Annotated in this window: 14 protein-coding genes; 7 read left to right on the forward strand and 7 right to left on the reverse strand. The window is 32.8% G+C overall.

What is annotated here, in order from left to right; all coding sequences use genetic code 11:
- Window positions 1-99 precede the first annotated feature (99 nt).
- Window positions 100-1,422: an APC family permease gene (locus tag IRZ83_RS04590; protein ID WP_194567105.1), complete on the forward strand. Its 1,323-nt coding sequence runs from the start codon at window positions 100-102 to the stop codon at window positions 1,420-1,422.
- A 161-nt stretch (window positions 1,423-1,583) separates the two neighbouring features.
- Here IRZ83_RS04590 and IRZ83_RS04595 read toward each other — a convergent pair whose 3' ends face one another.
- The gene (locus IRZ83_RS04595) at window positions 1,584-4,217 is read right to left on the reverse strand and encodes a valine--tRNA ligase (RefSeq protein ID WP_194567106.1); all 2,634 of its coding nucleotides are present in this window, start codon (window positions 4,215-4,217) and stop codon (window positions 1,584-1,586) included.
- A gap of 264 nt (window positions 4,218-4,481) precedes the next feature.
- Between IRZ83_RS04595 and IRZ83_RS04600 the strand changes: the two genes are divergently transcribed.
- Complete coding sequence (locus tag IRZ83_RS04600) at window positions 4,482-4,862, forward strand: DUF1573 domain-containing protein (protein WP_194567107.1); 381 nt, start codon at window positions 4,482-4,484, stop codon at window positions 4,860-4,862.
- 76 nt (window positions 4,863-4,938) lie between these two features.
- On the opposite strand, the gene IRZ83_RS04605 is transcribed toward IRZ83_RS04600, so the two are convergent.
- From IRZ83_RS04605 to IRZ83_RS04625, 5 genes are all read right to left on the reverse strand, one after another.
- Window positions 4,939-5,418, reverse strand: a complete 480-nt coding sequence (locus IRZ83_RS04605; RefSeq protein ID WP_194567108.1) for a hypothetical protein — start codon at window positions 5,416-5,418, stop codon at window positions 4,939-4,941.
- Between the two features lie 95 nt (window positions 5,419-5,513).
- Window positions 5,514-7,646 carry an OmpA family protein gene (locus IRZ83_RS04610; RefSeq protein WP_194567110.1) on the reverse strand — a complete coding sequence of 711 codons (2,133 nt, stop codon included), beginning with the start codon at window positions 7,644-7,646 and terminating at the stop codon, window positions 5,514-5,516.
- 10 nt (window positions 7,647-7,656) lie between these two features.
- On the reverse strand, window positions 7,657-8,592 hold the full coding sequence (locus tag IRZ83_RS04615; RefSeq protein ID WP_035666693.1) for a type IX secretion system membrane protein PorP/SprF: 936 nt from the start codon (window positions 8,590-8,592) through the stop codon (window positions 7,657-7,659).
- A gap of 32 nt (window positions 8,593-8,624) precedes the next feature.
- Window positions 8,625-11,192, reverse strand: a complete 2,568-nt coding sequence (locus IRZ83_RS04620) for a gliding motility-associated C-terminal domain-containing protein (RefSeq protein WP_228520658.1) — start codon at window positions 11,190-11,192, stop codon at window positions 8,625-8,627.
- A 229-nt stretch (window positions 11,193-11,421) separates the two neighbouring features.
- Entirely contained in the window at window positions 11,422-12,747 is a 1,326-nt protein-coding gene (locus IRZ83_RS04625) for a PDZ domain-containing protein (protein ID WP_029268805.1), read from the reverse strand.
- Between the two features lie 122 nt (window positions 12,748-12,869).
- Here IRZ83_RS04625 and IRZ83_RS04630 point away from each other — a divergent pair, with 122 nt between their 5' ends.
- The 5 genes from IRZ83_RS04630 to lgt all read left to right on the forward strand — a co-directional run bounded on the left by IRZ83_RS04630 (window position 12,870) and on the right by lgt (window position 17,747).
- Window positions 12,870-14,066 carry a pyridoxal phosphate-dependent aminotransferase gene (locus IRZ83_RS04630; RefSeq protein ID WP_194567114.1) on the forward strand — a complete coding sequence of 399 codons (1,197 nt, stop codon included), beginning with the start codon at window positions 12,870-12,872 and terminating at the stop codon, window positions 14,064-14,066.
- 202 nt (window positions 14,067-14,268) lie between these two features.
- Complete coding sequence (gene folE, locus IRZ83_RS04635) at window positions 14,269-14,940, forward strand: GTP cyclohydrolase I FolE (protein ID WP_029268801.1); 672 nt, start codon at window positions 14,269-14,271, stop codon at window positions 14,938-14,940.
- 67 nt (window positions 14,941-15,007) lie between these two features.
- On the forward strand, window positions 15,008-16,486 hold the full coding sequence (gene cysS, locus IRZ83_RS04640; RefSeq protein WP_194567116.1) for a cysteine--tRNA ligase: 1,479 nt from the start codon (window positions 15,008-15,010) through the stop codon (window positions 16,484-16,486).
- A 22-nt stretch (window positions 16,487-16,508) separates the two neighbouring features.
- On the forward strand, window positions 16,509-16,748 hold the full coding sequence (gene yidD, locus IRZ83_RS04645; protein WP_082447120.1) for a membrane protein insertion efficiency factor YidD: 240 nt from the start codon (window positions 16,509-16,511) through the stop codon (window positions 16,746-16,748).
- 66 nt (window positions 16,749-16,814) lie between these two features.
- Window positions 16,815-17,747 (forward strand): prolipoprotein diacylglyceryl transferase, encoded by a 933-nt coding sequence (gene lgt, locus IRZ83_RS04650; protein WP_194567118.1) that lies wholly within the window; start codon window positions 16,815-16,817, stop codon window positions 17,745-17,747.
- Window positions 17,748-18,155: 408 nt separating this feature from the next.
- Here lgt and secDF read toward each other — a convergent pair whose 3' ends face one another.
- Window positions 18,156-21,128, reverse strand: a complete 2,973-nt coding sequence (gene secDF, locus IRZ83_RS04655) for a protein translocase subunit SecDF (protein ID WP_194567120.1) — start codon at window positions 21,126-21,128, stop codon at window positions 18,156-18,158.
- Between the last annotated feature and the right edge of the window lie 66 nt (window positions 21,129-21,194).

A 21,194-nucleotide genomic window follows, 5' to 3' on the forward strand; every position in this document is an offset into this window, starting at 1 on the left:
AGCAATAGATGAGGTTTTTTGTTTTGATAAAAGAAAGTACTCTAATTATATTTACTTTTGTGACACCATTTCAATTCTAACAAAAACAAAATTCTACCTATGTCAGATTCCACAAAAAACCAATTAAAAAAAAGCCTCGGATTAAGTTTTAATATTGCAGTATTGATTGGAGGAACAATTGGAGTTGGAATTCTAAGAACACCCGGAAGTATTGCTGGTCTTCTAGAAAATTATTGGCTTATCATTGCTTCGTGGCTTTTTGGAGGTTTGTATATTTTAATTGGTGCTAATTCTTATGCTGAATTGGCTACAATGTTGCCAAAAGCGGGAGGATCATATAATTATATTAAAAGAGCTTTTGGAGATTATGCAGGATTTTTGTCAGGTTGGTTTGATTATATCACAAATGTGATTCCGCCAGCTTTTTATTGCATTGTAATCAGCGAATATTTAATTATTCTGTTTCCAGATCTGAGAAACTACTCTACTGTAATGGCCATTTCATTATTAATTGCTTTTTTATTGCTGCATTTGAGCGGTGTAAAAAACGGAAGTGCTTTTCAGCAGATTACCAGTTTTATTAAAGTAATCTGTTTTGTTTGTTTAGTTGTGGCGTGCTTTATTTATTCTGGAGTAAAATTAGCACCAATTCAAACCGATAATTCATTATTTCAAATCGGATTAGTATTTGGATTTTTCAAATCATTGCAGCTTATCATCGGAACTTATAATGGCTGGAACAGCGTTTGCTTTTTTGCAGAAGAAAATGATGATCCTAGCAAAAATATTCCAAAATCATTATTTAGCGGTGTGTTGCTTGTCATAGCGATTTATGTTTTGGTAAATGTTGCTTTCTTTTACGTGCTTCCAATTGAAACTGTCGCAAAATCGAGCTTGGCCGCTGCCGATGTTGCTAAAATTCTTTTTGGAGAAAAAGGCGCCATAATTGTAACGGTAATTTCTATTTTCTCTTTAATTAGTATTCTGAATGCTTTTATGATGATTCCGCCAAGAATTTTATACGGATTAAGCCGTGACGGATTTTTTATAGAAAAAGGAACAACAGTCAATAAAGGTGGAACTCCTATTGTATCGCTGTTAGTTTCAGCTTTTATCAGCTTATTATTAATAATCTGTATTGGTTCTTTTGAAGTCTTATTTTCATTTGCCGCTTTTATCTCTATTATTGTTTGGGGATTAGCGTATGCTTCGCTTTTAAAACTTAGAAAATCAGAACCTGAATTGGCAAGACCTTACCGCTCAGCCTGGTATCCGTGGACAACGATAATTGCTATTGTCGCTTCTATTGCTTTATTGATGGGATTTATTTACAGTGATCCTACCAGTTTTATTGTTATTATTGGAATTACGATTGTATCTTATCCTTTATTTTTGGTTTTGAAGAAGAAGAATAAAAGATAATTGTGTCATTTCCAGAAACTAGTAATAACACGCGAATTCAAGAAGGAGTGTCACCAATCTTTGTAGAGTTACTAGTGTGATTCCTCGTTCCTCGGAATGAAAAAACAAAAAAAGCTGTCCATTGGACAGCTTTTATAATAATAAAAATGTAAATCTAATTCTTACTTCAAACCAGCAATACTCTGCTCAATTGTAGCAATTTTTGCTAAAGCATCTGCTTCTTTTTGTTTTTCGTTTGCTAAAACTTTCTCTGGCGCTCCGGCAACAAATTTTTCGTTTGATAATTTTGCCTGAACCGATTTTAAGAAACCTTGCGTGTAAACCAACTCTGCAGTTAGTTTTGCAATTTCTGCTTCAACATCAATATTTCCTGTAATCGGAATGAAATATTCGTTTGACTTTACGCGGAAAGATAATGCGCCATCAACTTTTGCAGAAACATATTCGAAAGCAGAAACATTTCCTAATTTCGTTACGATTGTATCAAAATAAGTTGAAATGTTCTCGCTGTTAATTGCTTTTAATTCGATAGCATCTTTAAACGGAATATTTTTATCTTTTCTGATCGTTCTGATTCCGGAAATTACTTCAATTGTATTTTCAAAATCAGAAATTAAGCTCGCGTTAAAAGGTTTTAATTCTGGCCAAGTTGAAACTATTAAAGCTTCTTCTGCAGTCCTGTCAGCAATTAAATGCCAGATTTCCTCCGTTAAGAAAGGCATAAATGGGTGAAGCAATTTCAAGTTGCTTTCTAACATTTCGATTGCTTTATCAAACGTTGCTTTATCAATTGGCTGTTGATACGCCGGTTTGATCATCTCTAAAAACCAAGAACAGAAATCATCCCAAACCAATTTATAAATTGCCATAAGAGAATCTGAAATTCTGTATTTCTCAAAATTATCCTCAATATCAACTAAAGTCTGTTGTAACTTCGCTTCATACCACTCGATTGCTACTTTTGATGATTCAGGCTGTGCGATAGTTTCAGAAACTTCCCATCCTTTAATCAATTTGAAGGCATTCCATATTTTATTAGAGAACGCTTTTCCTTGGTTACATAATTCTTCATCAAACATAATGTCGTTTCCTGCAGAAGCGCTTAAAAGCAATCCTACACGAACACCGTCAGCTCCGAATTTATCGATCAAGTCTAAAGGATCAGGAGAATTTCCTAATGATTTAGACATTTTACGACGTTGTTTATCACGTACTAAACCAGTCAAATAAACATTTGTAAATGGTTTTTCGCCTGCATATTCATAACCTGCAATGATCATTCTGGCAACCCAGAAAAATAAAATATCCGGACCTGTAACCAAGTCATTTGTTGGATAGTAATATTTAAAGTCTTCACTTTCCGGATCCATTATGCCACCGAAAACTGACATTGGCCACAACCAAGAGGAGAACCAAGTATCTAAGGCATCAACATCTTGTTTTAAGTCAGATGTTGTAATTGAGTTGTTAGATGTTTTTTCTTTTGCTAAAGCTAAAGCATCGTCGATATTTTCAGCCACTACAAAATCTTCTTTTCCGTCTCCGTAATAATAAGCCGGGATTTGTTGTCCCCACCATAACTGACGAGAAATGTTCCAATCACGAATATTGTTTAACCAGTGCGCATAAGTGTTTTCAAAACGTTTTGGATGTAATTTAATATCTCCTGTTTCTAAAACAGACTTAATTGCCGGTTTTACCAATTCTTCCATTTTCAAGAACCATTGATCCGATAATCTTGGTTCGATTACGGCTTTTGTTCTTTCAGAAGTTCCTACTTTATTTAAATGGATTTCGGTCTTTGCCAAAGCTCCAATTTCTTCTAATTCTTTTGCAATTTCAGTACGAACTACGAAACGATCTTTTCCTTGATAATGCAATCCGAAACTATTTAAAGTTGCATCTTCATTAAAAATATCAACGATTTCAAGATTGTGCTTCTCTCCTAACGTTTTATCGTTCATATCGTGCGCCGGAGTTACTTTCAAACATCCGGTTCCGAATTCTACATCAACATATTCATCTTCGATAATCGGAATTACTCTTCCACAAATTGGAACGATTGCTTTTTTACCTTTTAAATGTGTAAAACGCTCATCGTTCGGGTTGATGCAAATTGCAGTATCTCCGAAGATAGTCTCTGGACGTGTTGTTGCAATCGTTAAGAAATCTTCTGAACCTTCAATTTTATATTTTAAGAAAAATAATTTTCCTTGTTGTTCTTCGTAAATAACTTCTTCGTCTGACAAAGTTGTTTTAGCTTCTGGATCCCAGTTAACCATGCGATAACCTCTATAAATTAATCCTTTGTTGTATAAATCAACAAACGATTTAATTACAGATGCCGACATATCTGGATCCATTGTAAATTTGGTTCTTTCCCAGTCGCACGACGCTCCAAGCTTTTTAAGCTGATCTAAAATTACACCACCATATTTATCTGTCCATTCCCAAGCGTGCGCCAAAAATTCTTCACGCGTTAAATCATTTTTATTGATTCCTTCTGCTTTTAATTTTGCTACAACTTTTGCTTCAGTTGCAATAGAGGCGTGATCCGTTCCCGGAACCCAGCAAGCATTGAAACCTTTAAGACGTGCACGGCGAATTAAAACATCCTGAATTGTATTGTTCAGCATATGTCCCATGTGCAATACTCCAGTGACATTCGGCGGTGGAATTACAATAGTATAAGGTGTTCTATGATCTGGCTCAGAATGAAAATAGTTATTTTTCATCCAGTAATCATACCATTTATTCTCGATCGTCTTAGCGTCAAATTGTGCTGGAATTGTCATTTTATAGTGGATATGTTTAATCGTTAATTTGTTGATTTGTTAATATCTGATTTGTTTATCAGTTCTTTATTAATCGTTATTTTGCGAATTAATAAAAAGACAAACAGTCAAACAAAATAAACCAAGAAAAAACTTTGGTTCAATTTTTGTAATTATAATTGACAGCAAAAGTAAATAATTAAAGACACTATAAAAAGCGATTTAATAATTTGTGTGTTAATTAAAAGAATGTATATTTACTTACAACTTAAAAACAATTTCAAAATGAAAAATGTTGCCTCTTTTATTGCTATCGTATTGTTTAGTGCAATAGGTTATGCACAAAACGGCCCAAAAATTGAATTTGCAGCCCAAGATAATACTATTGATTATGGAAAAATTTCTAAGAGTGACAACGGAGTTCGCTCCTTTGAATTTACTAATACCGGAGATGCGCCTTTGCTTATCATTGGTGCAGAATCGACAGTAAGTTCTATTATTGTTACAAAGCCTGCGACAGCTGTAATGCCAGGAAAAAAAGGAAAAATTGATGTTAAGTATAATATGGTTTCTGGTCCTATTCGCAAAACAATAACAGTTGAAACTAACGCTGTCAATTATCCTGACGGAAGAGTAGCCTTAAAAATTAAAGGTGAAGTTTTATAAAAAAATTAAAGTTTAAAATAGCAAAAGCCGTTTCTTGAATAAGAAACGGCTTTTTTTGTTTTTCTCTTATCCGTTTTTATTTTTCAACGCAATCAACAGTTTCAAATTTATATTTTACGCGGTCAAAATCGATAGGCTTATCTTTAACCAAATAAGTTACTCCCATAGTAGTCTGCATTGTTCCGTTTCCTAAAATAAGCAGCTTGTCTTTTTTAAGAAATGCCATTGGGTTCTTGAAGGTTTTATTTTTATTAGTTACTTCAATAAAAGTATAATCTACAAATAAGGTATCACCATGAAATTCTCCACTGATTTCACCAGTTTTCTCCGTTGCTGCAGCTGCTTTCATTACCATGTTTCCACTTATTTTACCGCTTTTTAAAGTATTCAATTTTAAATCAATAGTATCTTTTTCATAAACGGCTTTGTAACATTGGGTACTTACAACCTTTTCAGCATCGGCAGGAACAGCATCAACTTTTTGGCTTTGCTCTTTTTTACAGCTTTGAAATCCTATGCAAGCTAAAAGCAAACAAGGTATTACTAGATTTTTCATAATTTATTATTTTAAGTAGATTGTTATCTTATAAAATTAAATAAAAAAGAAGCCAAAAAAAAGGCTTCTTAATTAAAATCGTATTTTTTAATTCATTATAAATTTTTAATTACAAATTCACTTCTTCTGTTCAATTCGTGGTCTTCTTCAGAACAAGCATCATCTGTTTTGCATTTCACAATTGGCACTGATTCTCCATAACCTTTAGCAACAACTCTTTTTGCATTTATACCTGACTCTATGATAAATTCTCTGGTTGAGTTGGCTCTTTTTTGAGATAGATTTTCATTAAACTTAGCATTTCCACGTGAATCTGTGTGTGAGCCAATTTCAATAATCATATCAGGATATTTATTCATCAAAGCTACTACTCTTCCTAAAACCACCTTAGATTCTTTACGAATGTACCACATGTTGTAATCAAAATAAATAGGATCTGTTTTAATTATCAGCCTGTCTTTATTATCTTTTACTACATCTTTTTCCTGTGCAATAATTTGTTTTACTTTCTCTTTTTTCTTGGCTTCTGCCGCAACGATTTCATCTGCTTTTGCTTTTTTAGTTGCTTCATTTAAAGCAATAATAGCCAATGCATCTTTTTTCTTCTTTTCTTCTTCTAGAATAATTTCTTGTTTTCTTTTATTCTCAGCAATTTCTTTTTCTTCTAATTTTATTGCTTCTAAAGATTTCAATACTAAAGAACCGTCATTCGTTACATTTCTAACTTTTCCTATTACTAAAGATTTAGATTCGTTGGTATATTTTTCTTTAAAAGCTACAACGCTATACGAACTTTCGCAGGCAACTGTAAAACTGAATTTTCCATCTGCCGAAGTTGTAATAGTATTTAAAGTATTTTTGTTTGCATCTTGTAAAATTACCGTCGCATTTTCTAGAACTAAATTAGTATCAACGTCTGAAATTGTACCAGCAATAAACTGTTTGCAGTCTTCTACAATTAAATCTTTAATTTCTTTAAATTGATAAATATCGTCTTTTCCCTTTCCTCCTTCTCTATTTGAAGCAAAATAGCCTTCTTTTGTATTTGAATCAATATTAAATGAAAAATCATCTAAATTAGAGTTTAGTGGTAAACCAATATTTACCGGTTCAGAATACTCATTTCCTTTTATATCAGAAACAAAAACATCAAGTGATCCGTACCCTAAATGTCCATCTGAAGAAAAATATAGCTTGTTGTCATTTGAAACAAACGGAAACTGTTCTCTTTTTTCTGTATTAACAATTGGCCCTAAATTTCGAGGCGTATCATATGCTCCTTTATTAATATTTACCGAATAAATATCAAAAGAACCTATTGTTCCTGGCATATCAGAAGCAAAATACAATACTTTTTCATCAGCACTTAAAGCTGGGTGTTCTACAGAATAATTTGGACTGTTGAATGGAAGCGAAACAATATTTTTCCATTTTCCTTCAACCAACTCCGCTTTAAAAATTTGAAGATTTGAAACTTTTTGATCATTTCTTTTCTTCGTTCCGTTTTTAGAATTATTACGCGTAAAATAAACGGTCTTGCCATCTTTTGTAAAAACAGCGTTTGCTTCGTGCATTCCTGTTTTTAATTCATCAGCAAAATAACTAACGAGTACATCTGGAGTATTTATACTTTCAAGTGGAACTGAGACTAAATTCAAATATGTTTCATTATCCCATTTGTATTTTTTATCAAACAATCCTGGTTTTAGCTTTACGCCAGCAAATACTAAATTGCCGTTAAACTTTACAGCTCCAAATTCAGAATTTGGTGTATTTATAGCCAGATTTTTAATCTCAAATCGATTTCCAATAGCCGAAACATTTTCGAGCTCTTTCAGTTCATTTCTAAAATAAATAGAGTCTTTGCTCGTAGTTGATTTTGCATAATACTCTTTTAAGACTGCATTTGCATCAGCATAACTATTGCTTGCTTTTAAAGTTTGAGCATATCTAAAATAGTATTCTCTATCTAAATTTTGATTATAATTCTGAACTAAAAGACGATAATAACGCTGCGCCTTAATCAAATCATTTGTGTAATAATAAGAATCCGCCAAGTTTTTTATTACTTCTTGAGATGGACTTTCGTCAGCTAATTTTTGATATAAAAGAATAGCCTCACTGTAATATGTTTTATCAAAAAATCGCTTCGCTCTTGTTACCTCTTTGCTTTGGGCGTTTATAAACTGTATTGAAAATACGAATATAATAACTAGTAGTTTTTTCATATTTTTCATTTTAAAAGAATCTAGGTGATTTATCATATCCTTTTCCTAATAAATCTAAATCAAAAAGAAGCATAATTTCATGCGTTCCAGAATTAAACTGACCTAAGTTTGAAAGTGTATAATCGTATGCATAACCAACTCTCAAAGAAGGCGTAACATTGATATTTGCTAAAGCACTTATACCATCATTAATTCGATACGCTGCACCTAACTCAAATTTTTCATTGTATAAAACATTAGCCGTAATATCTACAGAAACCGGAGCACCTTTGACAAATTTTGCCATAGAAGCAGGTTTGAATTTCCACATATCATTAAGCTGAAAAACATATCCGGCGGTTAAGTAAGTATGAATTTCTTCAGATCCGTAAGCGTTTATTCCTGATTTTTCTTCAATTTGTTTTGATTTTAACAAATTGGGAGCTGATAATCCTACGTAGAAATTATCTCTAAAATAGTACGCACCTATTCCAATATTTGGTTTAGTTACGTTGATATCTTCTGCAAAAGCTGCATCGGTTGCTGCGTTTCCGCTTTGGAGCACAAATCCGTTAAAATTAGTCTGCAAAGCTGAGAAGCCAGCCTTAAGTCCGAGGGAAAGTTTATTTTTTCCGCCTAAATTCAGCACATAAGCAAAATCTGCATAGAAATTATTTTCTTTTTTGGCTCCGTCACCAATATCATCAGATACTAATGACAACCCCACTTCTATTTTTTCGCTTAAGGCAGTATGTCCGAAAAACGTGAAAGTCTTTGGTGCTCCAACTGCTCCAACCCATTGTGTTCTGTACAAGCCTCCAAAATTCATCATAGCCGGAGTTCCAGTCGCATACGCCGGATTTACAACACTCATATTATACATGTAGTGTGTATATTCAGGATCTTGCTGGGCGGAGGCTGTCGTTATGTAAAAAAGAAAACTTATAAAGAATATTATTTTTTTCATTTGAAAATTGTATTAAATAATGTAAAACGGAATTATCTATTTAAATAAAGGCGGCCTTGTTTAGGAGGCTTGTTATCTTTATTAAAATGGAGAACATAAAAATAAACTCCGTTTGGCGCAATTCCATGATTCAGGCCTTGCGTTTCATAATTTAATCCGTCCCAGCCTGGTTTATCTTTTCCGCCTCTGTACATCCCGTTTCCATATCTATTGAAAATTTCAATAATATAATCAGGATACAGAAAGTCAATATCCGGAATAACAAAAACATCGTTTACGCCATCTCCGTTTGGTGAAAATCCATCAGGAATAAAGAAATTACTAGGCACTTCAGGACAATTAGTTAGTGAAACTATAACTTTCAGGCTATCAAAAGAACGACAGCTTGGTGTTGCTGTTGAAAAATCGTATCCAATATATTCCTTTTTATCAATTAGAGGATTTGTTGACGCCTGTAAAATTCCATTGGAATCGTACCAAACTATTGAAGATGATGCGTTTGTATTATTCGATAAATCGGCAATAGTTGGTGAGTCTAATCCGCAGAATTTTTCCCCATCCTGATTTAATTCAGGAGCCGGAATATCATTTAAAGTAACTGAAATTTTTGTTGCCTCAGATGTACATCCCAAAGCAGTTTCTTTCACATAATAATCTTCTGATTTTAATAGATAAGTACTTGCAAGAGGCGTTGTTGCCGTGGCAGAAATGTACCAGCTAAACTGCGCACCATTTGGTACTAAATTGGCAACGGTAGGAAGATCATATTTACAAAAAGATTGATTGACCGCAACTGGTGCAACTGGAATAGGATTCAATGAAAAAGGATCAGACGCTCCGGTAACATCAGCAGAACAGCCTGTAACATTGTTGATTAAATTTGTAACTGTAGCAGTTGTCAAGCCAGTATTTAGAAGCAAATTTGCTGGAATTGTAAAGGTAGCATTTCCGTTTACAGGACTTAAGTCAATTGTCTGCACCGTGGCTGTATTACTGCCAGAAAGGACATATGATAATTTTACATTCGTTAAAGTTCCTAATCCTGAAACTGCAGCGTTCACTGGAGATCCGAAGCAAATAGCATCAGGAATCTGTATTTTTACATTCGAAGCATTTGGAAGTGAATTTACAATAATATCTCCTCTAAGATTAGCTGTATTTGAACAAGTTGTAGTTTCTTGTTTTATACTTGTAATAGTGATGACAGAATTTCCATTTTGTGAATTTAAAATTGCCTGCAAAGGAAAGCTTGCATTGCCTCCACTAAAAGTAACTGTCGCTATTTGTGATGATGCATTATTTGCACCTGAAATAGTATAACGAATATCATATGTACCATCAGCAACCTTAATTGCATCAGATATATTTACAGTTGAATTGGTATTTTGACAAGCTATAATAGGTGCTATTTTTGCGCCTATTAAATCAGGTATTGGAAAAACAGATAATGTATCTGTTAAGTTTAAAATATTTTGACATGCCCTATACCCGTCAACCGAATAAATATTAAGAATATTTACAACATAATTTCCAACCTGTTGGAAATATTTTGAACTAATTGGAAAAGTAAGTTTTCCATTAAGAAAAGTAGCTTGAAAAAGCTCTCCACCACCATTAAACCCTGAGACATTCAATTGAACATAATAATTCCCATCTGGTATTGCTGCAGTATTTCTATCAATTGTTACATAATAAGTTGCTGTTGCAATATCTGTTTCGCATATATCAGAATTTACTTTAATTGTAGACCCTGTAAAATCTAGTTTTTTTTCAATAACAATTTCAACAGTCTCGTCATCATCAACACAAATAGAATTTTCTGTAGATAAAACTTTATAATTAAATTTAAAGATACCTGTACCAAATTTATTGTAAATTTTTTGAGCATCAACAAAGTGGTCTCCACTAAAAGTGAGTTCTCCAGTACCACTTTGATCTGTCCAAGTGCCATTAGGATCCTGTCCAGATAGTAAGGTATTCAAATCAACATTCGTATAAGCTGACAGTCCATCTGTAGCACACAATAGCAATTTTGTTGCAGTTCCTGCTTTAGGCGCTTCGTAAACAGAAATTATAACATTTGAAGAAACTGCAGGACAAGTACCTACTGCAGCCATTGTGTAAGTAAACGGATAATCTCCTTTTTTATAATTAGAAACATCAATATATGATCCATCAGAATCTGGTAAATATTCATTTGTAGTATCATTAAACCACTTACCATTAGACTGAGCTCCTAAATAAAGACCATTAAAAGCTTGAAAAAGATTATACATCACGACAGAAGTACAGACAACTGCATTAGAAGGAACTCCTGCATAACCACCTACTGTAATTGTTACTGTTGCAGCATTATCCGGACAAAGACCAATTCCGTCAACTGTATAGGTATAATGATATATACCACTTCTGCGGATTTGCTGTACATTTAAAATTCCTGTAGTACTATTTAGTCCTCCCGAGCTATTATCATCTTTCCAAATTCCTCCAGTAAGTGGCGATCCTGTTAATTTACTGAATAGATCAATTGTCTTACTGCTGGGATCTGTAATATTACAAACAGTAAATTGTCCGTCTTCACCTGCACATTGTGCAGACATAGTATTGGGCATTAAGGATAAAAAAACAAAAATTAAGGTTATTTGTAAGAAATTAATGTATTTTTTGGCCATAAAGTTATATTTTGCTATAAACTTAATAAATTAATACCGCTAGATAAACAAAAAAACGATTTTAACAGTTAAATTTTCACAAAATTTAATTAATATCAAAAATTAGCTCATAATATTAATTTAAAAATCAAAAAAAGTTTTATATTAAAAACATCTTTTACAATTCATCTTCTAATTTAAATCTAAATTTTAAGACCAGACTATTTCTTTCTACTTCCATTGTTATCCAGACATCATCTTCTGATTTTAAGAGATTATTCAACTGTTGAAGAGAATATTTATAGGGCAAAGTATTGTTTATGCTTACTATAATATCTCCTTTTTGCAAACCACATTTTTCAGCAGTAGAATTTTTACGAATATTTACAATTTCGTATACTGGTTTTAATGAAAATTTGTATTTAAAATTATCATCATTTTTAGCATCATAACCCACATCTGACATAGAATTAACCACTTGTACTGTCTCTAAATGAACCGTTTCCTGTACCCACTGCAAACCATTATGCTGAATGGTAATCCCACTTTTATTATAAGTAAATGGTTCTGAAAATTTATTGTTTTTTTTGAGATAGAGTTTTTCGTCTGTGTAATCCAAAACTAAAGTGAAGCGTTTTAAAACTTCTCCTCCTATCGAACCTATTCGACCAGGAACCATTGCAACATTTCGGATAGAAGTCGAATCTGGAAAAGAAACAATCGGATTTTTAAAGTCGAATTCATCTATTGAAATTTTGGCAATCTTAGCCCGGTGACCTTCAATATCGCCACTAAAACCTTTTCCTAAAAAGTCAGGAAAATTCTTTTTAGGCAATTTGATTTTATTATTTTCGAAAATCCAAAACGCATCACTATTCCCAATATCAATAAGTAATTTAGCAGATACACTAACGCTATCCACAATTGCTGTAGTAGTGATGTAAGGCTTAGATTTTTCAATAGAAATTGGAACCGATTTGAATTTTTTTTGCAATTTTTCCTTAATTTTTCTATCGTTTTGATATACGTATACCTTTTTCTTTAGATAATTAATTTCTACCAAATTGTTTTTAAAAAATTTATACCCAATTATGCCGTTTACCGGAATTCCGATGTGTGATGATAAATTAAAATTTTGATCTAAAATAATATAGACCAAATGATTTTTAGAAATTAAACCATGCGTTTCTAAAATATTGTTAGTCGATTTCAACCCTTCTATTTCCTCTTCACTTCCTAAACCTCTTAATCTTATTTTTTCAACATTATTAAAGCTAACCTCTTGTTTTTCTTCCATACTAAACAAAATAGTTTCCTCTACACCAGAATCAAGTAAGAAATTCAATTCAACTCCATTTACTTTTATCGGAATAAAAACAAGATTATTTATCAATTTAAAAGGAATTGTAGTCTTAGTACTATAACCTGCAAGGTTAAAATCCTCTTGAGCATAACTGTTAAAAGACAAGAAAAGCCCAAAAAACAATACTAAATATTTTTTCATTTATGGTTTTTATTATAAAATTACTAAAAATAATGTTAATTGTTACATTTTTACGAGTACCTCTAATGTTTAGATTAAATTCGAAAAAAAAATGCAAATTTGCACTTCAATAATTTAATCTCATGCCAACAATTTCAAACAAAGGCAGAAACATGCCCGAATCTCCGATACGCAAGCTTGCACCTTATGCAGATATCGCAAAGCAAAAAGGACACAAAGTGTATCATCTAAACATTGGTCAACCGGATATCAAGACACCCGAAGTGGCCATCGAGGCGGTAAAAAATATTGATTTGACTCTTATAGAATACAGTCCATCTGCCGGATATGAAAGTTATAGAAAAAAATTAGCGAAATTTTACCAGCGCCAAAATGTAAACGTAAACGCAGAAGACATCATTATTACTACTGGTGGCTCTGAAGCCTTGTTGTTTGCACTGGCCACTATTACAGATCCTGGAGATGAAATCATTATCCCAGAACCTTTTTATGCTAATTATCATGCGTTTGCATCGTCAACGAGCGCAACAGTAATTCCTGTTATTTCTACAATTGAAAGCGGATTTGCCTTGCCAAGTATTGAAGATGTTGAGAAATTGATTACACCAAAAACTAAAGCAATTTTAATTTGCAATCCAGGTAATCCTACCGGTTATCTATATTCAGAAGCTGAAATTAAGCAATTGGCAAGCTTGATCAAAAAACACGATTTGTATCTAATTGCAGATGAAGTATATCGTGAATTTTTATATGATGGAGATGATGTGCACTATTCAGTAATGAATTTAGAAGATGTACAGCAAAATGTAATTATGGTAGACTCTGTTTCAAAACGCTATAGTATGTGTGGCGCAAGAATAGGCTGTTTAGTTACAAAAAATAAAGATGTGCTGTCAACCGTAATGAAATTTGCACAGGCTCGCTTGAGTCCACCAACAATTGAGCAAATTGCATGTGAAGCGGCTATAGATACACCTCAGAGTTATTTTGACGAAGTAATTGCAGAATACAAAAGCAGACGTGATACTTTAATTACAGAATTAAATAAAATCGAAGGCGTAATAGTTACCAAACCAAAAGGAGCCTTTTATTGCATTGCTCAATTGCCAATCGAAAATTCTGATGATTTTGCGCAATGGCTTTTAGAAAGCTACGATTTGAATGGAGAAACTGTCATGGTCGCTCCTGCAGCTGGTTTTTATTCCACTCCAGGAATGGGACTCAATCAAGTAAGAATAGCTTATGTATTGAATAAGAAAGATTTAATAACAGCTGTTAATATTTTAAAAGAAGCGCTTTTAGCTTATAAAAAAAGATAAAAGCTACCAAAATAAAATATCAAAAGGCAATAATGTATTACGTTATTGCCTTTTTCATGTTTAAAAAAACTTCTTTTTTATTTTATTTTAAATTATATCCAAAAAGGAGCAATTAAATAGTAAAAACCATAGAAAAGGTTTCCTTTTTATTAATTATCTTTACCGCCTTAAAAAGATATACCCATTATAATAGTAGTTTTTAATGATAAATAACGAAGATTTTTTAGACGAAATTGGTGACAGTCATTTCAGCAGCAACGCGAAAAACCCTGTAAGACAGGACGCTTTTGACTTAAGCGATGACGAAAAAATAGAAAAAATAAAAAAAGATGTCGAAAACATTCTCCAAACACTTGGAATGGATTTAACAGATGACAGCATAAAAGGTACTCCAAACCGAGTAGCAAAAATGTTTGTAAAGGAAATTTTTGGTGGTTTAAATCCTTCAAAACAACCAAAAGCATCAACTTTTGAAAATAATTACAAATACGGTGAAATGTTAGTTGAAAAAAACATTACCGTTTATTCTACCTGCGAACACCATTTACTGCCAATTATTGGAAGAGCTCATGTAGCTTATATTTCAAGCGGTAGAGTTATTGGTTTATCTAAAATGAACCGAATTGTAGAATATTATGCAAAAAGACCTCAAGTACAAGAGCGCTTAACAATGCAGATTGTTCAGGAACTTCAAAAAGCTTTAGGAACAGAAGATGTTGCCTGCGTTATCGATGCAAAACACCTTTGTGTTAATTCAAGAGGAATTAAAGATATCGAAAGCAGTACAGTTACATCTGAATTTGGCGGAAAATTTAAAGACCCTCAAACTAAAAGAGAATTTCTCGATTACATTAAATTAGAAACTCAATTTTAGTTTATCTCGTTACCACCACAACTAAATCAGATATAAACAATTAAACGATTAAACAGCAAAAATAAATATGCCTTTATATACAAGTCAACATCTAAAAATATACAATTCACTTTCGGGTGAAAAAGAAAATTTCAGCCCAATTCATGAAGGAAATGTTGGAATGTATGTTTGCGGACCTACGGTTTATAGCAATGTACACTTAGGAAATGTTAGGACTTTTATGTCTTTTGATGTAATATTCAGGTATTTTTTGCATCTTGATTATAAAGTCCGCTATGTTCGAAATATTACCGATGTTGGTCATATTGTAGACGATGTTGATGAAGGTGAAGACAAAATTGCAAAAAAAGCACGTTTAGAGCAGTTAGAACCAATGGAAGTTGTACAGCGATATACTGTTGATTTTCATGAAATCCTAAAAGCTTTCAACTTTTTACCGCCAAGTATTGAGCCAACTGCTACGGGACATATTATAGAGCAAATAGAAATTATCAAAAAGATTATTGATACCGGAATTGGCTATATTGCCAACGGTTCAGTTTATTTTGATGTGGTTAAATACAATGAAACAAACAATTACGGAGTTTTAAGCGGCAGAAATATCGAAGACATGCTTGCTAATACCCGTGATCTTGATGGCCAGTCTGACAAGAGAAACCCACAGGATTTTGCACTTTGGAAAAAGGCAGAACCAGAACATATCATGAGATGGCCTTCACCGTGGAGCGATGGTTTCCCTGGATGGCACTTAGAATGTACTGCAATGAGCACAAAATATTTAGGAAATCATTTTGACATTCACGGAGGCGGAATGGATTTAAAATTTCCTCACCACGAATGTGAAATTGCTCAAAACGAAGCTTGTACTGGTCAATCACCAGTAAATTACTGGATGCATGCCAATATGCTTACTTTAAACGGTAAGAAAATGGCAAAATCAACTGGAAATAATATTTTGCCAGGTGAAATCTTAAGCGGAGACAACAATATTCTAAGCAAAGCTTTTTCAGCTTCTGTAACACGTTTTTTTATGCTGCAGGCACACTACAGAAGTATTTTAGATTTTTCTGATGACGCCATTGTAGCTGCAGAAAAAGGTTATAAAAGATTGATGGAAGCTGTTGACGCATTACCTAGTATCTCAGCAAGTCCGACTAGCTCTCTAGATATTGCTTCTTGGAAACAGTTGTCTTACGATGCTATGAATGACGACTTTAATACACCTATTTTAATTGCACAATTATTTGAAGCAGTTCGATATATCAATTTATTGAAAGAAGGAAAAGAAACTATTTCTGCCGAAGATTTAAAAACATTTTCGACAACAGTAAATGCTTTTGTTTTTGATGTTTTAGGCTTGAGCGATGACAAGGCTTCTGACAGTCATAATGATAAATTAGAAGGCGTTGTAAACATTCTTATCGGAATGAGAAATCAAGCAAGAGCTGATAAAAACTTTGCCCTTTCTGATCAAATTCGTGATCAATTGATTGCTTTAGGCATTCAGCTGAAAGACGGAAAAGAAGGAACAAGCTTCTCTATATAATTTATTTAGCATCTAATAAACCATGAAAGCAACTACTCCATTTGTTTTATTAGTTCGGTTTTATCAAAATGCAATTTCGCCATTTACTCCCGCATCATGTCGCTTCGAGCCAACGTGTTCGAGCTATATGATTGAGGCACTGCAAAAACATGGGTTATTCTACGGAGGATACCTTGGAGTCAAGCGTATTTTAAGCTGTAATCCTTGGGGAAAAACAGGATATGATCCGGTTCCTGAGAAGAAATGTTCACATAAACATTAACTTTTTATAAAGACGAACTCTACTTTAAATATTTATTTTTACAACTAATAAAAAACATAATACTACATGGCACAAGCTTTAAACATCGTTTGGAATCCCTCAGAAGGAATCGATTTAGGATTTTTTATGATTCGTTATTACAGTTTAATGTTCGTAATCGCCTTTGGATTAGGATGGTTTATAATGAAAAAGATTTTCGAACGCGAAAATGAATCGATAGACAAATTAGATTCTTTATTTGTTTGGACTGTTTTAGCAACTTTGCTTGGTGCTCGTTTAGGACATGTTTTCTTTTACGATTGGGAATATTTTAGAAATCATCTGCTTGAAATCTTTTTACCATTCAAATTTGAACCTAAATTCGAATTTACAGGCTTTCAGGGCTTAGCAAGCCACGGTGCTGCAATAGCAATCATTCTTGCTATGTACTATTACAGCAAAATGATCTTAAAACGTCCTTTATTATGGATTTTAGACCGTGTTGTTATTCCAGTTGCAAGTGGTGCTATTTTTGTTCGTTTGGGGAATTTTTTCAATTCTGAAATAATTGGGCATGAAACTACTTCTGCATTTGGAATTCGCTTTTTACACGATCAATTTAGCAAAGCCGAAGCTGTAAATGCAACTCAGATAGCGAACCCAAAAGATGCATACACTGCTATTGCAACTGACCCTAAATTTGCTGATTTATTAGCACAAGTTCCCGCAAAACATCCTACTCAGTTATATGAAGGAATTTGCTACATCTTTGTATTTGCAATTTTGTATTTCTTATATTGGAAAACGAATGCAAGACTTAAATCAGGATTGTTATTTGGATTATTCTTAGTTCTTTTATTCGTAGTGCGTTTCATCGTAGAATTTGTAAAAGAAAGCCAAGGCGGTTTTGAAAACGAATTAGGTATTTTCTCTACGGGACAATGGTTAAGTATTCCTTTTATCATTATTGGCCTTTTCTTTATCATTAGAGCACAAAGAAATCCTTTAGCAACATCTTAAAAACATAATTCAAAAATAAAAGCGCCCAGTATCAAAATATGATATTGGGCGCTTTTTTTATACAATTATTTTAGGAGCAGAAATAGTCATTTTAAAAGAATGTTATGTCCCGCTGTACCCTATATCTTTTTCTGCCTAAAGAAGCCAGAAAAAGGATATCGTTCCCATCGGGGCTAAATGAGAGAGTCTAATTTTCATAAGCTATTTAAAAACCTTAAATCATGTCTTTAATTAAGTATAAAAATATTAGCAAACAAAATTATACAAACAGAAATATCTCAGTACAAAATCATTCAATTGGCGTTTTGAAGTATTATATCAATATTTCAAACCTTAGTTTAAAAAAAGTTAAAAAAAAAAAAGATCCAACTTTCGTTGGATCTTTTTTAGTATATAAATTGAAAGCAATTATGCTTTATTATGCTTGTCTTCAATTGTGTGTTTATCATCTTTAGAAATCGTATCAACCAATACTGGCGTTGCGATAAATAATGAAGAATAAGTTCCTACCACAATACCAATTAACATTGCAAAGATAAATCCTCTAATAGATTCTCCACCAAAGATAAACATCGTTAATAATACAATGATCATCATTAATGAAGTATTCAATGTTCTTGATAATGTAGTATTAATAGAAGCATTTACGATATCTTCAAAAGTTCCTTTACGGTTTCCGATGATGAACTCTCTAATTCTATCAAATACAATTACAGTATCGTTCATAGAGTAACCAATTACAGTAAGAATGGCAGCAATAAAGTGCTGATCCATTTCCATGTGGAAAGGCATGAATTTATAACATAAAGAGTAAATTCCTAATACAAAGATTACGTCATGCGCAACAGCTGCAATCGCACCTAATGAATATTGCCATTTACGGAAAGAGATCATTAAGTATAAGAAAATAACTCCCATCGCACCAAGAACTGCCCAGTATGAGTTTGTTTTAATATCTTCAGAAATAGAAGCTCCAACTTTAGAAGATTGTAAAACACCTATTTTTTTACCATCAAAAGTGTTCGTGAATTTATCATAAGTTACATTAGGGAAATACTTCGATAATGCAGCATATAATTTTTGGTTCACTTCCTCATCAACAGCTACACCATCTTCTTTGATTTTGTATTTAGTGGTGATTTTCAATTGATCATCATCACCTAAAATTTTAGCTTCAACTGGAGTACCGAAAGCAGCAGATAATTCATCAGAGATTACAGTAGCATCGATTGGTTTTTCAAATTTAACTTGGAAAGTTCTACCTCCAACAAAATCAACACCTTCATCTAATCCATTAACGAAGAAGATCGAAATTAAACTTACAACAACTACAATTGAAGAGAAGATGTAAGTGAACTTTTTGATTTTGATAAAATCAAAGTGGAAATTAGTAAACCAGTTTTTAGTGATATTTGTAGAGAAAGTTAAATCACCTTTTCCAGCAATATTTCTGTCAATAAAAATTCTAGCAATAAAAATTGATGTAAACAATGAAGTTACGATACCAATAAGTAATGTTAAAGCAAAACCTTTAATTGGTCCTGTTCCAAAGATAAACAAGATTGCTCCAGTTAAAACGTGAGTTACGTTCGCGTCGATGATAGAACGCATTGCTCCGTGCCATCCGTATGAAGCAACAACTGCTTCTGATAATGACTTGCCTTCACGTAATTCTTCTTTTGCTCTTTCAAATATAATAATGTTGGCATCTACCGCAGTACCTAATGTTAATACGATACCTGCAATACCTGGCAATGTTAATACAAAACCAAAACTTGCCATAATACCGAATAAGAAAAGTAAGTTTAATAATAATGCAAGGTTAGCGTACCAACCTGCTTTACCATAATAGAAAACCATCCATAAACAAACTAATAAAAACCCTAATACAGATGAAACTGTTCCAGCATCAATCGCAGCTTGACCCAAAGATGGCCCTACAACAGTTGATTGAATAATATCAGCAGAAGCTGGTAATTTACCTGCATTTAATACGTTAGCTAAATCTTTAGTTTCAGCAACATCAAAAGAACCTGTAATTTCAGATCTTCCTCCAGCGATTGGACCGCTTGTAACACCAGGAGCAGAATAAACAATATTATCTAAAACAATAGCAATATAACTTTTTTGAGAAAAAGCTCTACCTGTTAATTCTTCCCAGATTTTAGAACCTTGACTGTTCATTTGCATAGAAACAGCTGGTTTTCCTAATTGGTCGAAAGTATCTTTCGCATCAGTTACAACACCACCGCTCATTGCAGGAGAATTGTCTCTGTTACCTTTTAAAGCATATAATTCAACTGCTTCAACTTCTTTTCCTTTAGCATCTTTTAATGTAGTTGGCTTACTCCAAACAAATTTTGCATTGTGTTGGTCAGCAGCCAATAAAATTCTAATTTCTGGTCTTTTAAAATAAGCATTTACAGTTGCAGTATCTTTTGGTGCAAAATAACCTAAAACTGGTCCGCCACCTTGACCGATCATTTTGTCAAATAATGGATTGTTCCCTTTTTTAGTATCAACAGAATCTTTAGCATCAGTTAATAAAGCATTCAATGAATCTTTAGCAACAGTTTTAGTTTCTGTTTTTTTGATTTCAGTCTTTTTTAAAGCTTCATTAGTCGCTACTAAAAAATTTCCAATTTCTTCAATTTTAAAAGTTTCCCAAAACTCTAATTGAGCTTTTCCTCCTAATAATTTTTTAATTCTATCAACATCTTTAGCACCTGGAAGTTCTACTAAGATTCTTCCTGTTTCTCCTAATTTTTGAACATTTGGCTGTGTAACACCAAATTTATCGATACGCTCTCTTAATACTTTATAAGCACTTTCAACAGACTCATCAACTTTTCTTTTAATTACTTTTTGAACTTGTGCATCAGACATTTGAAAATCGATTCCACCTTCTCCTTGTAAACTTCTGTTCGCAAAAATATCTGGCGAAGCTAATCTTGTAGTTCCGTTTGAGTTCGCTTCAAAAGCTTCGAAAAACTTATTTAAATAGGTTTTGTTTCCTTCTAAATTTGCACTTGCATCAGCTAATGATTTATTAAATACTGGATTTTTAGAATTGTTAGATAATCCTTTTAAAACATCTTTAATAGAAATTTGAAGAATAACGTTGATTCCTCCTTCTAAGTCAAGACCTTTATTAAGCTGTTTGTTTTTTACTTCATTATAAGTAAAATCCGTAAACCCAAGATTTACCACTTTTTCTTTACCAATAGAATCTAAATATTTTAGCTCTTTATCAGGATTGTCTCCTGCAAAAGCTTTAGCCTCACTTTTGACGTTATTTGCCACAAAAGTGAAAGAAAGTTGGTAAATACTTACCAATGCAAATAGAATTGCGAAAAATTTAATAAGTCCTTTATTCTGCATTATTACTAAAAATTAATTATGTTTTATTGTTTGTTTTTGTTTTAAAGTCCCATAAAATAAGCCCTG

Source organism: Flavobacterium sp. JLP, from assembly GCF_015350755.1.
In the GTDB taxonomy this organism is placed as follows: Bacteria; Bacteroidota; Bacteroidia; order Flavobacteriales; family Flavobacteriaceae; genus Flavobacterium.

What these genes read in the sequence shown, in the direction of transcription:
- IRZ83_RS04625 (WP_029268805.1), bottom strand. Translation starts at nt 12,747, where the DNA reads ATGAAAAAATATTTAGTATTGTTTTTTGGGCTTTTCTTGTCTTTTAAC.
- IRZ83_RS04605 (WP_194567108.1), bottom strand. Translation starts at nt 5,418, where the DNA reads ATGAAAAATCTAGTAATACCTTGTTTGCTTTTAGCTTGCATAGGATTT.
- IRZ83_RS04590 (WP_194567105.1), top strand. Translation starts at nt 100, where the DNA reads ATGTCAGATTCCACAAAAAACCAATTAAAAAAAAGCCTCGGATTAAGT.
- yidD (WP_082447120.1), top strand. Translation starts at nt 16,509, where the DNA reads ATGAAAGCAACTACTCCATTTGTTTTATTAGTTCGGTTTTATCAAAAT.
- lgt (WP_194567118.1), top strand. Translation starts at nt 16,815, where the DNA reads ATGGCACAAGCTTTAAACATCGTTTGGAATCCCTCAGAAGGAATCGAT.
- IRZ83_RS04610 (WP_194567110.1), bottom strand. Translation starts at nt 7,646, where the DNA reads ATGAAAAAACTACTAGTTATTATATTCGTATTTTCAATACAGTTTATA.
- secDF (WP_194567120.1), bottom strand. Translation starts at nt 21,128, where the DNA reads ATGCAGAATAAAGGACTTATTAAATTTTTCGCAATTCTATTTGCATTG.
- cysS (WP_194567116.1), top strand. Translation starts at nt 15,008, where the DNA reads ATGCCTTTATATACAAGTCAACATCTAAAAATATACAATTCACTTTCG.
- IRZ83_RS04595 (WP_194567106.1), bottom strand. Translation starts at nt 4,217, where the DNA reads ATGACAATTCCAGCACAATTTGACGCTAAGACGATCGAGAATAAATGG.
- IRZ83_RS04600 (WP_194567107.1), top strand. Translation starts at nt 4,482, where the DNA reads ATGAAAAATGTTGCCTCTTTTATTGCTATCGTATTGTTTAGTGCAATA.
- IRZ83_RS04620 (WP_228520658.1), bottom strand. Translation starts at nt 11,192, where the DNA reads ATGTCTGCACAATGTGCAGGTGAAGACGGACAATTTACTGTTTGTAAT.
- folE (WP_029268801.1), top strand. Translation starts at nt 14,269, where the DNA reads ATGATAAATAACGAAGATTTTTTAGACGAAATTGGTGACAGTCATTTC.
- IRZ83_RS04615 (WP_035666693.1), bottom strand. Translation starts at nt 8,592, where the DNA reads ATGAAAAAAATAATATTCTTTATAAGTTTTCTTTTTTACATAACGACA.
- IRZ83_RS04630 (WP_194567114.1), top strand. Translation starts at nt 12,870, where the DNA reads ATGCCAACAATTTCAAACAAAGGCAGAAACATGCCCGAATCTCCGATA.